This is a genomic window from Staphylococcus simulans, from assembly GCF_003043455.1.
GTDB lineage: Bacteria > Bacillota > Bacilli > Staphylococcales > Staphylococcaceae > Staphylococcus > Staphylococcus simulans_A.
The window spans coordinates 1-13,468 of sequence record NZ_PZGG01000014.1 but is presented as its reverse complement, the minus strand read 5'-3'; the positions used below and the strand labels follow the sequence as shown (position 1 = coordinate 13,468).

Sequence of the window (13,468 nt, the reverse complement as noted above, 5' to 3'; positions counted from 1 at the left end):
CAAAGATAAAATAAAGGGAGTGAGTCAGATGGCTGTAAAAGATAAAGATGTTAAACAGATTGTGGAAGCAATCGGTGGTGCTGAAAACTTAGAGGCAGCGACGCACTGTGTCACGAGATTACGTTTAGTATTAAAAGATGATAATAAAGTAAATAAGGACGAATTAAGTGAGAATCCGCTCGTTAAAGGACAATTTAAAGCGGATAATCAATATCAAATTGTCATCGGCCCGGGGACAGTCGATGAAGTATATAAACGTTTTATGAATGAAGTCGGTAAAGAAGGGGCTTCTAAAGATGAAGTAAAAGCAGCGGCTGCGAAAAAAGGTAATCCGTTGCAGAGACTCGTAAAACTATTAGGGGATATCTTCATTCCAATCTTACCAGCTATCGTCACTGCCGGTTTATTAATGGGGATTTATAACCTTTTAACAATGGAGGACTTATTCGGTCCGCAACCATTAGTGAAACAGTTCCCGCAAATTCATGACTTCGCAGATATTGTGAACGTGATTGCGACAACCGCGTTTATCTTCTTGCCGGCGTTGATTGGTTGGAGTAGTATGCGTGTATTCGGCGGTAACCCAGTACTTGGTTTAGTATTAGGACTTGTCTTAATGCATCCGCAATTGGTATCACAATATGCTTTAAATGAAGGATCTAAGATTCCTGTTTGGCATATCTTCGGATTAGATGTAAAACAGTTAAACTATCAAGGACAAGTGTTACCAGTATTATTAGCTTCTTATGTTTTAGCGCAAATTGAAAAAGGCTTAAACAAAGTTGTTCATGATTCAATTAAGATGTTAGTTGTAGGACCTATCGCATTATTAGTAACAGGTTTCCTTGCATTCTTAGTTATTGGACCGATTGCTTTATGGATCGGTACAGGTATTACAGATATCGTTACATTCTTATTCAACCGTGCTGGTTGGTTAGGCGGCGCAATCTACGGTTTATTCTATGCACCGCTTGTAATTACAGGTTTACACCACATGTTCTTAGCTGTGGACTTCCAATTAATGGGAAGCTCATTAAAAGGGACATACTTATGGCCGATTCTTGCGATTTCAAATATCTGTCAAGGTTCAGCAGCTCTTGGCGCTTGGTACGTCTACAAACGTCGTAAGATGGTAAAAGAACAAGGTTTAGCGATTACATCAAGTGTGTCTGGTTTGCTAGGTGTCACAGAACCTGCAATGTTCGGGGTAAACATTCCATTAAAATATCCATTTGTTGCGGCAATTTTAACATCAGGTGTGCTTGGTGCTTTCATCGGTGCCAGCAAAGTATTAGGTAACGTGGGTGTCGGCGGTGTACCCGCAATCATTTCTATCCAAAAAGAATATTGGGTAGTCTATGCGATTTGTACAGTCATTGCGGTGATTGTACCTGCAATCTTAACAGTTATCTTCTCAAAATTTGCGAAAACAAAAGCAAAAGAAATGGTAGATTAAGTGATTATAGATATATAAAACGTACGTTTAAAAAACAGAACATCATACAAAAGGTGTTCTGTTTTTTTATAAAGAGAGAGGAAAAGGTGATCATATTATGAAACATAACGATTGGAGAAAGTCTGTTGTTTATCAAATTTATCCAAAATCATTTAACGACACGACAGGAAATGGTGTAGGAGATTTAAACGGGATTATTGAAAAAATGGATTATCTAGAGTATTTAGGTGTCGATTATCTTTGGTTAACGCCAGTGTATCAATCACCGATGAATGACAATGGTTATGATATCAGTGATTACTATAACATTAATGAAGATTTTGGGACGAAAGAAGAATTAAGACGTTTACTAGATGAAGCGCATGCGCATAATTTGAAAGTGATGATGGATATCGTCATCAATCACACGTCAACAGAACATGAATGGTTTAAATCGGCGATTTCATCAAAAGATAATCCGTATCGTGATTATTACTTCTTCCGCAAAGCCGCGAAAGATGGTGTACCTCCGACAAATTGGGAATCAAAATTCGGGGGTAATGCATGGAAATATGATGAAAAAAGCGATGAATATTACTTACATCTTTTTGACGTGACGCAAGCAGACTTGAACTGGGAGAATCCTGAAGTAAGAGCGGCATTATACGACATGATTAATTACTGGATTGATTTCGGTGTAGATGGTTTCCGCTTTGACGTTATTAATTTAATTTCTAAAGATGAATTCAAAGATTCTGAAGCGATTGGAAAAGAATTCTATACAGATGGCCCACGTGTCCATGAGTTCATTCACGAAATGAACCGTGAAACATTCGGAGGCAAAGACTTAATGACAGTCGGAGAAATGTCTTCAACTACGATTGAAAATTGTATTAAGTATACGAAACCAGAGCGTGAAGAATTAAATAGTGTATTTAACTTCCACCATTTAAAAGTAGATTATGAGAATGGTGAAAAATGGACGTATGCAGATTATGATTTCTTAGCGCTTAAACGTATTTTAATGGAATGGCAATTGGGCATTCATCAAGGCGGCGGTTGGAACGCAATCTTCTGGTGCAACCATGATCAGCCACGTGTGGTTTCTCGTTTTGGAGATGATTCAACTGAGGAATTACGTCAAAAGAGTGCGAAAATGTTAGCTGTAGCACTGCATATGCTGCAAGGAACACCATATATTTATCAAGGTGAAGAAATTGGGATGACCAATCCGCATTTCACAAGTATTGATCAATATCGAGATGTTGAATCGTTGAATGCGTATCGTAATTTAAAAGAACAAGGTGTAGAAGAGACGCGTATTATGCAGATTCTAGCGCAAAAATCTCGTGATAATTCACGTACACCAATGCAGTGGACACCAGCTGAAAATGCTGGATTTACAAGTGGTACACCGTGGATTGATATTCCAGACGACGCAAGTTATATTAATGTTGAAGATGAAATCGAAAACGAACATTCTGTCTTACAAACGTATCGTGAATTAATCCGTTTACGTCATGAACATGATATTATAACGTATGGAGATATTACGCCATTATACATGGATAATAAGCAATTAATGATTTATCGACGTACGTATCAAGATCAACAATGGTTAGTAATCGCTAACTTTAGTAAAGAAGCGGCTTTATTACCAGAAGATCTGGAAACAACAGGAGAGGTTGTTCTAGAACGCGGTACGATTGTGGATGGAGAGATTGACGGTTATGGTGCAATTGTTATTGCACAAGAGGATAACTAGGCACTATAACGATTAAGACGAATGAAGAATAGAGTGAGAACGATGATGACGAAACCAAAGAAATTCACGAAAATCTACGATGATTTAAGAACACAAATTATGAATGAAAAGTTAGTATATGGCGCACAGCTGCCTTCTGAACATGATTTGGTTACCATGTATCATGCTTCACGCGAAACAGTGCGTCGTGCACTGAACTTATTGGTCAGTGAAGGCATGATTCAAAAAATCAGAGGCAAGGGCTCGATTGTGATTTATCAAGGTGTTAAGGAGTTCCCGTTTTCTAAGCTGACAAGTTTCAAAGAGGTCCAACAAAACTTAGGCATTGCTTTAGAAACAGAAGTGAAAATACTAGAAACCGTCCGAGCACAAGAAGTCCCTGCCGTTCAAGAAGCGCTAGATTTAACTGACAATGCCAAGTTGTGGCATCTTGTGCGTTATCGTAAAATGGACGGCAGAGTCAAAATTATAGATGAAGATTACTTGGTGGCAAGTGTCGTTCCAGGTTTAACAGAAACGATTGTGAAGAATTCGCTGTATGAATATATTGAGCAACAACTTAAACAAGAGATTAGTTATTCTAGTAAGGCTATTACGTTTGAGGCGTTTGGAGAAGCGGAGTATGAAGCTTTCGGACAAGTAAATCCACCTTACACTGCCACAGTCAGAGGTGTGGTGCATTTAAAAGACACTACGAAATTTCAATACAATATCGCAAAGCATATTGCGACTGAATTCAGATTTGTGGATTTCTCAAGAAGATAAGATAAAAGCCAGCTAATATAGTGTTAGCTGGTTTTCTTCTTAAATAATAAGAAAGAAAATGAAGCACTTATTAAGAGGAAGATTTACAAATCATTAATACTTGCATTACCTGCTTAATATATAGTAAGATATAACTTGCCGTGCTAGGTGGGGAGGTAGCGGTTCCCTATTCTCGAAATCCGCTTATGCGAGACTGAATACTTTGCCTAGGGTGTGTACTTGTGAAGTCTGCCCAAAGCACGAGGTGTTTGAAGATTTCGGTCCTATGCAATATGAACCCATGAATCATGTCAGGTCCTGACGGAAGCAGCATTAAGTGGATTATCATATGTGCCGTAGGGTAGCCGAGATTTAGCTGTCGACTTTGGTAACGTTCATGATACACATTCAAAGCAAAGTTGCGCGGTTTTTTTATGTCTATAATGTACGAATATATATAAAGAAGTGCTTTCATAAGGTAGGTTGAAACTTATCTTATGAAAGCACTTTTTAATTTGGATTATTTAATGATTGTTATGGGCGGCTTTAACTAAATACTTCGTGAACTCTGAAATCTGTTTTTGTTTCTCAGAATCTTCCATATAAAGCACGCCGTATTCAATCATTTGATTAAATGGTGCTCCTACAGAAACAGTGGTAATCATATTACGTTGATAATAAGGGGTACTTTCTACCATTAAATCTGACAGAATACTGATACCTAAGCCTTCTGCAACGGAATTGAATAGTACACCGACGTTTTCAGTAGAAAATAATAGGTTGATTGAACCATTCTTTTCTTCGAAATTTTGGATGTTCTTTTTATAGAAGTTGCGATCATATAGAATGAACGGGAAGCCTTTGATATCTTCTAGTGAAAGTTGATTATAGTAAGCGAGTTTAGAGTCGCTTGGGACAATAGCGGTAAAACCGCTAGAGAACAATGGGGCATAACGCGCACCACGAACGTCTAAGTCTTCTTCTTTTAAGATAGTATATAAACCAATGTCAGCTTCTCCGCTGACAACTAAACGTTGAACTTCATCATTTTCAGCTTCAGTAATTTGTACATCGATATTGGGGTTGTCTCTTTTAAATGTAGACATTACACTTGGAACGATAGTCATAAATAAACTTGGAACTGTAGCAATAGAAAGGGTGCCTTTCATTTCTGAATTCAAAGTTTCAATTTTATCGTAAAGTGTGGATTCTTGTTCTAACAGATCTAAGATGAAGGGATATATTTCTTTGCCTTGCGGTGTTAAAGTCGTACCGCTTTTTTGACGTTGAAACAGCTTTAAATTTAACTCGTCTTCTAAATGAGAGATAGACTGACTTAACGCAGATTGCGTGATGTGTAATAAGGTTGCTGCTTTCGTAATTGAACCTGTTTCAGTGATTGTTTTAACATAATATAACTGTGTAAAATTCATAACTATACCTCTTATTCATTAGTTCTGCTTATGAAAACATTAACAAATTCCATTATACATTAGTGTTATTTATGATTATAATAGTTTCGTTGAAATTTTTGTGACGTAAAGAGGGAGTGTACAAATATGTATCGTCATTTGTGGACGAAGGACTTTATATTTATTACATTGATTAACTTCTTAATGTATATCATTCATTACGCCTTAATCGTAACTGTGACTTCTTTTACAATAGATACTTTTCATGCGGGTGAGGGCATGGGCGGTTTAGCTGCCGGTATCTTTATTATTGGGATGTTATTTGGGCGTTTATTTACTGGGAAATATATTGATCAGCTTAATTTGAAAAAGACGCTTTTAGCAAGTTTGGTCTTTTCATTTGTGGCCATAGCGTTGTATTTCCTTATTCATAGCTTATTAGTTTTAATCATTGTGCGTTTAATCCATGGTATCGCATTTGGGATGGCTTCTACAACAACAGGAACGTATTCATCTACGATTGTGCCAGAAGATCGAAAAGGTGAAGGTATCGGCTATTACGCATTAAGCACTACAGTAGCGTCAGCGATTGGTCCTTTCTTAGGTATTTTAATCAATCAACGCTTCAGTTTTGAAAGTAACTTCATTGTATGTTTAATCTGTATCTTACTTGCTGGGGTTTTATCACTCTTCATCTCTAATATCAGACAACCTATGGTAGATGCTGAGAATAAAGAAGTGAATCCAGCTAAAGGCCTCGGCCAATTTCTACAAAAACAAGCTATACCGATTTCTATTGTTATTGTCTTTGTAGGGATTGCTTATTCAAGTGTACTCGCATTCTTAGATTCGTATGCCAGCCATATTGGGTTAGCGGCTGCCGCAAGTTTCTTCTTTGTGGTCTACGCATTTAGTACGTTTGTAGTCAGACCGATTACAGGTAAAGTATTCGATAACTATGGTGCGAATAAAGTTGTTTATCCTGTATTGGTTTTATTTGTCATTGGCTTAGTATTATTAAGTATGACACATAGTAGTTGGATGTTATTATTCTCAGCTATATTCATCGGTATTGGTTATGGTACGTCGATTCCATCTTTCCAAACGATTGCGATTCAAGCGTCACCACCTGAAAAAATTGGACTTGCGACTTCAACATTCTATATCTTTGCGGATTTAGGTGCGGGTGCTGGTCCAACATTACTCGGTATTTTAATTGGTAGTGTAGGCTATCGAAACCTTTATATGTTAATGGCACTATTACTTGTGTTTGTCATTGCACTGTACTATTTCATGCATGGTCGCAAACATCAAACAATGGAATATTAATCAAGATAATACAAAAAACGTCTTATAAAGCAGCCACTAGATTGAATGCTTTATAAGACGTTTTTCAATTATTTACTCTAATGTTTAATTATTGGAGTCCTTTGTTTTTGGAATTGCGAATTTCTTTTTCAATTTCAGGAATGGATTTTCTGTCTTTTTTTAATAGCTTCATGAATGTTTCACTACCGCCTATGTTACCTTCATAATATTGAGAATTAGTACCATCTTTACTAGCGGAAAATCTCATGCCTTTATTATTATTCACATAACCTTCAACAACGTAAAAACCGAGAGGGTCAACATCTGTTTCAGTGAACTTAACACTTTTGAAGCTATTTAAATTATATTTCAAATATAGAGTGATTTCATTTTTAAGTTTATCAAATCTTTCTTGTTCAATATCATGTTGCATTTTCCATTCATATCCTTTCCAAACTATAAACATTAAAATAATAATGATGGAGATATAGAATAATAGTTTTTGTTTCATATTGTACCTTTCGTAGATTAATTTTATTTATACATAAAAAATATAATAGCGTATTGTAATATCAAGATGTATAATACTTATTAATAAGTATACCTAAAGAGGTGGGATAATGAAACTATACCAAAAGGATAAAACCTATCATGAATTATCTTCAAAAGTCTATAATATAAAAGGGTTCGAAAAAGACTTCACAGTTTCAATTAGTCATAAAGAACAAACGTTTAAAGTAATGTCTTCACGTATTGATCATGAGAATGGTTTTAAAGCAATGGCTGTTGCGCCAGTGAGAAGTGATGGTTCAGTAGATAAAGATGAAATGTACTTTGCTTTTGCTGGAACGAACTTATTTGAAGATAAGGGTGCGGATATTAAAGCTGATGCACAAATTTTAGTGGTGAATGCGCTTCCGTTACAGATAAATTACTCAACCCCAAAAATAAAAAAGTATAGTGATTTAGAAAATATGGAAATTAAAAGTCCTAAAACTGAAATAGGTAAAGTAAATTCATTTAAAATTAATCAATTTGATGAAGGTGCAATTTGGGTCAAATCAGTGATTGAAAAGTATAATCCTAAGCACAAATATGGTACCGGACACAGTTTAGGTGGTGCTGGTATTGTGCCTGTGGGTGTAATGTTCGATTTTGATCAGGTCAGAACTTTTTCAGCTCCTAATAGTTTTAGTCTATTACCACCAGAAATCAAAAAGAATTTCAATAATTCTAAATATGCTAGTCGTATTATTGATTACTCTCATAATACAGATTTAATCGGAACGATTGAATTTTTACATCCCATTATTGGTAAAGAATTTGCGATACAGGACAAACACACGCACTACAAGACGATTAAAGGTCATGGATTGGATACCTATCTATTCGATGGAGACCATATTGTTATAAAAATGGATTATGAGATGTTATATAATATATCCAAAAAATTACCGAGTAAGGTTGAATTTATTGGAGTTGCTTTAAAAGAATTAGAAAACTATATCGATGAAACTAAAATACAAGCTAAAGCAATAGAAAGTAAATATGCAGAAAAAATTTCTAATGGCGGATTTGAGTATATTAGTAGAAGTGATATTGAAAATTATATGCAAGAGCTTTCTAAAACAGAACACTATGACTTTTATGATGGCTTAGAGTTCGAGGAAAGTGCAGACAGTTTGAAAAAAATTAAAAGTTTAATTGTACAATTTGCCAATCACTTAGAAACCAATACAAAAGAAATGCATACATTAGAAATGGATTTAAGTGAAAAGTTTGGTTTGAACTAGAGGAGATAAGTATGTATATTAGAAAAGAATTAATAGAAACAGTTGAAGATGTGACTGGAAAAACAGGAGAAACTATAGAAGAAGGGGTTCAATTTGCAAAAGAACAAGCTTACTTGATGTCATTAAAAATGCAAATGAAAAAAGAGACTGATCAGATGATCCGTGATGAAAGAGAAAAATTAAGCGATATAGAAGAGAAATTGCATTTATTATTTCAAGATATTAATGCTTTTAGTGGTGAAATTAATGAAGCAGCAGAGGGTAAAATGGCGGATAAAGCAATAGGTGAATTAGAGAAAATTAAATCGAAGATATGTATAGGACAAGTATTAGTAAAAAGAGCGCTTGATAGTTGTAAAACCTATTCTTGGTTATAAAACATGCGATATATCTCTATATTTGAGACATATCGCATGTTTTATATTTCTTTGCTTTTAGTTTTTAAAATTTCTTCTGCACTTTTGAATTGAATACCGTAGCGTAAAAAGACGATGCCACAAATCAGGCCTGGCAGAACTGCCCATATATTATATAAAACAACAAAATTGGCTAGACACAATACAATAAACACGATGCCTAAAAGGGTATAAGCTTTATTTTTCATTACCATGTGTGTCGCCCCCTTAATGGATTTTGACAATGCTGACTTAGTTAACTCATATCTTATCACATAATTTACATTAATTTTACAAATATTATATAATTTCTTCAAAAATGAGCATCATGGGTTCTTTAGTGATTGTCGAAAATGTATAAACCCATATTAATAAGAGAAAAAAGCAAGTTACGTTATAATGTACCTAATACATTTTACTGAATAACGGAGGGGAACGTATGCAGATATTTCTAGGTACAGTAACAGAAAACGATTATCCAGTGATTGCACACTTAAAAGACAAAAAAGATAGTGAAGGACTCTTCGAAGGGGAGTATTACGAAGATAGTTTGCGTGAATTAAGACGCTTGCCTAATTATAATTATGATTTTGAAATGATTGCGCGTACTGATGATAATGAAATCGTTGGTCATATTTTAATGATGCAAGAGTTGATTCGAAATGAAGAAGATATACAGCGTCCTTTAATGATACGTTCGTTATCTGTGAAAGAGGATTATAGAGAATATGGTATCGGCAAGGCTTTGGTAGAAGCAATAGAAAGCCGAGCAAAAGAGGCTGGCTATAATGAAATTATTGTAGAGGGTGAGCCGGATTATTTCAGATCGCTTGGATTTATCCCTTTAAGTGATTTCAGTGTAGAAGTTCCAGAAGGTGAAGACATAGATCAATATAGTGTTTATTTATTGTGGGATACTTTAGATGCACATCCTCAAGGACAGTTAATCTTAGAAAATGAAGTTTGATTTCTATCATCGCATTGCATCCTGTCTGCGTGCTATAATAATGTTGATTTGTATTCGGAGGTGCGAAAGTGAATTATCAAGCTTTATATAGAATGTATCGACCACAAAGTTTCAGTGATGTGGTCGGACAAGAGCATGTAACTAAGACGCTCCGTAACGCGATTGCTAAGGGTAAACAATCGCATGCTTATATTTTCAGCGGTCCTAGAGGGACTGGGAAAACGAGTATTGCGAAAGTATTTGCGAAAGCAATCAACTGTCCTAACAGCGTTGACGGAGAACCCTGTAATGAATGCGACATTTGTAAGAGTATTACGCAAGGCTCTAATTCAGATGTCATTGAAATTGACGCAGCAAGTAATAATGGTGTCGATGAAATCAGAAACATACGAGATAAAGTGAAATACGCACCATCACAATCAAAATATAAAGTTTATATTATCGATGAAGTGCATATGCTGACGACGGGTGCATTTAATGCATTGTTAAAAACGTTAGAAGAACCGCCAGCACATGCTATTTTTATTCTGGCGACAACTGAACCGCATAAAATTCCGCCTACTATAATTTCGCGTGCGCAACGCTTTGATTTCAAAGCAATTAGTTTAGATCAAATTATTGATCGTTTACGCTATGTTGCGGAATCTCAACATATTGAATTCGATGAAGAAGCAATTGCGTTTATTGCGAAAGCTTCTGAAGGCGGTATGCGTGATGCGTTGAGTATCATGGACCAAGCAATTGCATTCGGTGATGAACACTTAACATTGCAAGATGCGTTGAATGTAACTGGTAGTGTAGATGAAGCTTCTCTGAATGCTTTATTAAATGATGTGGCAAATGGAGAAGTAAAAGCAGCTTTTGCACGCTATCATCAATTTATAGAAGACGGTAAAGAAGTCAATCGTTTAATTAATGATCTGATTTACTTTGTACGTGATACGATTATGAATAAAACAGCCCAAAATCAAACAGAATATGATGCTTTGATGGGCTTTGACTTTGATACCTTGTATAAAATGATTGATTTAATCAATGATACATTAGTATCTGTGCGTTTCAGTGTAAATCAAAACGTACACTTTGAAGTATTATTGGTTAAAATGGCAGAATTGATTAAAGCAGGTGGGGCTTCTAAAACATCAGAGCCTCAAACTTCAATGAACGAATCGCAAGCAACGCAAACAACAGGTACCAATGATGTTAATAGCGCCTTGTTGCAACGTTTAGAACATCTTGAGCAAGAATTGCACGCATTAAAACAACAAGGTGTTCCACAAGTAAATACACCACCTAAGCAACATACAGCATCTAGAGGACGTCGTAAGAGTAAGAACAGTTACTCTATGACACAAATTGCGAAGGTATTAGATAATGCGAATAAAGAAGATATTCAATTATTGAAAGAACATTGGCAAGAAGTAATTGACCATGCGAAGAATCATAATCAAAAAGCATTGGTGAGTTTATTGCAAAACTCTATTCCAGTCGCGGCGAGTGAAAAAAGTGTTTTGGTTCAATTTGAAGCAGAGATTCATTGTGAAATCGTAAATGACGATGATGAGAAACGTAAAAACTTAGAAGAAGTTGTACGTAGTATTATCAATAAAGATGTTGCAGTTGTCGGTGTACCTGCAGATCAATGGATGCAAGTACGCTCTGAATATCTTCAAAATCGAAAACGTAATCAACAAGCAAACCAAACAGAAACGAAACAAGAAGCACCTCAAGATGATATTGTTCAAAAAGCCAAAGATATGTTTGGTGAAGACACTGTTCATGTCATGGATGAAGAATAAAGTAAATACAGCACACAGCCTTTCAGATACCATCATTGTCGAAAGACCTGTGTGCTTTGTGTTATAATTTGCATATCAATAGAAGAGATAGGAGAGTAAATAATGGGTTTCTTCCATTATAAGTAAAAAAATCGATTGAATACGATTGAACTCTTGTATCTTAGACTTATGTTGAATAATAAAGCTAGAATCTAAGGAGGAACTATATTATGCGCGGTGGCGGAAATATGCAACAAATGATGAAACAAATGCAGAAAATGCAAAAGAAAATGGCTGAAGAGCAAGAAAAATTAAAAGACGAAAGAGTTAAAGGTACAGCAGGCGGCGGTATGGTAACTGTAACTGTAACAGGTCATAAAGAAGTCGTAGATGTTGAAATCAATGAAGAAGCAGTCGACCCAGATGATGTTGAAATGCTTCAAGATTTAGTGTTAGCTGCTACAAATGAAGCGATGAATAAAGCAGATGAATTAACATCAGAACGCTTAGGCAAACACACTAAAGGCTTGAACATTCCTGGAATGTGATAAGCCATGCATTATCCAGAACCAATTTCGAAACTTATTGATAGTTTCATGAAATTGCCAGGCATTGGGCCGAAAACGGCACAACGTCTGGCATTTCATGTCTTAGATATGAAAGAAGATGACGTCGTTCAATTCGCAAAAGCGCTTGTAGATGTCAAACGTGAATTAACATATTGCAGTACATGTGGACATATTACTGAAGAAGATCCTTGTTATATCTGCCAAGATAAACAGAGAGATCGTTCTGTTATTTGTGTAGTTGAAGATGACAAAGATGTTATTGCAATGGAAAAAATGAGGGAGTATAAAGGTTTATATCATGTATTGCATGGTGCAATCTCTCCGATGGATGGTATCGGGCCAGAGGATATTAATATTCCTTCATTAATAGAACGATTAAAAGATGAAGAAGTAAAAGAATTGATTCTTGCGATGAATCCTAACTTAGAGGGTGAATCGACAGCAATGTATATTTCTCGACTTGTGAAACCAATCGGTATTAAAGTAACAAGATTGGCGCAAGGTCTTTCTGTAGGCGGAGACTTAGAATATGCAGATGAAGTGACTTTGTCACGTGCAATTGCTGGCAGAACAGAAATGTAAAATCAGTGCAGAAGTGTCATAATACTAGAGGCTCAACCTCTTATTATGCCCGTCTGCACTTTTTTAAACTTTTTTAGAAAAAATTAAAGTTTGGTTTTTGTGAGGAATATTAAGAGATTGTGAAGAGATATAGAAATGTAAGGGGATATTTAACGAACATTACAGGTTTCATTGGAATAAAAGTACGGAAAATAGCGTCGTTGAGCAGTTTGAGGGCGAAAAAAGATGGATTTTAAGGGTTGCAAAAAAGCGCAGAAGCTAGTATAGTTAATACCTGTTGAACGAACGAAACAAATAACTTCAACAATCACACAGAAAAAACTTCTCAAAAAACTTTTGAAAAAGTGTTGACTTTAAAGTTTTAAGAGAGTATAATTGATTCTTGTGAGTCGGAAAAATAAACCGAATGAACATTGAAAACTGAATGACAATATGTCAACGTTAATTCCAAATTAACAAACGTCTTAAGGACGTTTTAAAACAATTAGTTTTTATGAGCTAGTCAAACATCATAAATTATTATGGAGAGTTTGATCCTGGCTCAGGATGAACGCTGGCGGCGTGCCTAATACATGCAAGTCGAGCGAACAGACGAGGAGCTTGCTCCTCTGACGTTAGCGGCGGACGGGTGAGTAACACGTGGGTAACCTACCTATAAGACTGGGATAACTCCGGGAAACCGGGGCTAATACCGGATAATACATGAAACCGCATGGTTTC

The 13,468-nt window shown here is 35.8% G+C and carries 13 protein-coding genes, 1 rRNA gene and 1 other RNA gene; 12 read left to right on the top strand and 3 right to left on the bottom strand.

From position 1 onward, the window contains the following. Positions 1-28: 28 nt before the first annotated feature. The 4 genes from treP (at position 29) to ffs (ending at position 4,371) form a co-directional block, all read left to right on the top strand. Positions 29-1,456, top strand: a complete 1,428-nt coding sequence (gene treP / locus BU038_RS03940; protein WP_107604908.1) for a PTS system trehalose-specific EIIBC component — start codon at positions 29-31, stop codon at positions 1,454-1,456. A 97-nt stretch (positions 1,457-1,553) separates the two neighbouring features. Further along, entirely contained in the window at positions 1,554-3,200 is a 1,647-nt protein-coding gene (gene treC, locus BU038_RS03935; protein ID WP_107604907.1) for an alpha,alpha-phosphotrehalase, read from the top strand. Between the two features lie 42 nt (positions 3,201-3,242). Continuing rightward, on the top strand, positions 3,243-3,965 hold the full coding sequence (treR, locus tag BU038_RS03930; protein ID WP_428843587.1) for a trehalose operon repressor: 723 nt from the start codon (positions 3,243-3,245) through the stop codon (positions 3,963-3,965). Positions 3,966-4,103: 138 nt separating this feature from the next. Then, positions 4,104-4,371, top strand: an RNA gene (gene ffs, locus BU038_RS03925) — signal recognition particle sRNA large type. 97 nt (positions 4,372-4,468) lie between these two features. Here ffs and BU038_RS03920 read toward each other — a convergent pair. Continuing rightward, on the bottom strand, positions 4,469-5,377 hold the full coding sequence (locus tag BU038_RS03920; protein WP_107604906.1) for a LysR family transcriptional regulator: 909 nt from the start codon (positions 5,375-5,377) through the stop codon (positions 4,469-4,471). 126 nt (positions 5,378-5,503) lie between these two features. Between BU038_RS03920 and BU038_RS03915 the strand changes: the two genes are divergently transcribed. After that, positions 5,504-6,685: an MFS transporter gene (locus tag BU038_RS03915; protein ID WP_107604905.1), complete on the top strand. Its 1,182-nt coding sequence runs from the start codon at positions 5,504-5,506 to the stop codon at positions 6,683-6,685. 88 nt (positions 6,686-6,773) lie between these two features. On the opposite strand, the gene BU038_RS03910 is transcribed toward BU038_RS03915, so the two are convergent. Continuing rightward, positions 6,774-7,175 carry a DUF1433 domain-containing protein gene (locus BU038_RS03910; protein ID WP_107604904.1) on the bottom strand — a complete coding sequence of 134 codons (402 nt, stop codon included), beginning with the start codon at positions 7,173-7,175 and terminating at the stop codon, positions 6,774-6,776. A gap of 109 nt (positions 7,176-7,284) precedes the next feature. Between BU038_RS03910 and BU038_RS03905 the strand changes: the two genes are divergently transcribed. Together BU038_RS03905 and BU038_RS03900 are read left to right on the top strand one after the other, a co-directional pair. Then, on the top strand, positions 7,285-8,457 hold the full coding sequence (locus BU038_RS03905) for a hypothetical protein (RefSeq protein WP_107604903.1): 1,173 nt from the start codon (positions 7,285-7,287) through the stop codon (positions 8,455-8,457). A gap of 11 nt (positions 8,458-8,468) precedes the next feature. Beyond that, the gene (locus tag BU038_RS03900; RefSeq protein WP_107604902.1) at positions 8,469-8,834 is read left to right on the top strand and encodes a hypothetical protein; all 366 of its coding nucleotides are present in this window, start codon (positions 8,469-8,471) and stop codon (positions 8,832-8,834) included. Between the two features lie 41 nt (positions 8,835-8,875). Here BU038_RS03900 and BU038_RS03895 read toward each other — a convergent pair whose 3' ends face one another. After that, positions 8,876-9,067 carry a hypothetical protein gene (locus tag BU038_RS03895; protein WP_023014937.1) on the bottom strand — a complete coding sequence of 64 codons (192 nt, stop codon included), beginning with the start codon at positions 9,065-9,067 and terminating at the stop codon, positions 8,876-8,878. 224 nt (positions 9,068-9,291) lie between these two features. Here BU038_RS03895 and BU038_RS03890 point away from each other — a divergent pair, with 224 nt between their 5' ends. The 5 genes from BU038_RS03890 to BU038_RS03870 all read left to right on the top strand — a co-directional run. After that, entirely contained in the window at positions 9,292-9,819 is a 528-nt protein-coding gene (locus BU038_RS03890; protein ID WP_107604901.1) for a GNAT family N-acetyltransferase, read from the top strand. 68 nt (positions 9,820-9,887) lie between these two features. Next, positions 9,888-11,618, top strand: a complete 1,731-nt coding sequence (dnaX, locus tag BU038_RS03885; RefSeq protein WP_107604900.1) for a DNA polymerase III subunit gamma/tau — start codon at positions 9,888-9,890, stop codon at positions 11,616-11,618. 209 nt (positions 11,619-11,827) lie between these two features. Further along, positions 11,828-12,145: a YbaB/EbfC family nucleoid-associated protein gene (locus BU038_RS03880; RefSeq protein WP_002480398.1), complete on the top strand. Its 318-nt coding sequence runs from the start codon at positions 11,828-11,830 to the stop codon at positions 12,143-12,145. A 6-nt stretch (positions 12,146-12,151) separates the two neighbouring features. Further along, entirely contained in the window at positions 12,152-12,748 is a 597-nt protein-coding gene (recR, locus tag BU038_RS03875; RefSeq protein WP_002480399.1) for a recombination mediator RecR, read from the top strand. Positions 12,749-13,266: 518 nt separating this feature from the next. Further along, positions 13,267-13,468 (top strand): 16S ribosomal RNA (locus BU038_RS03870); the annotation flags it as partial.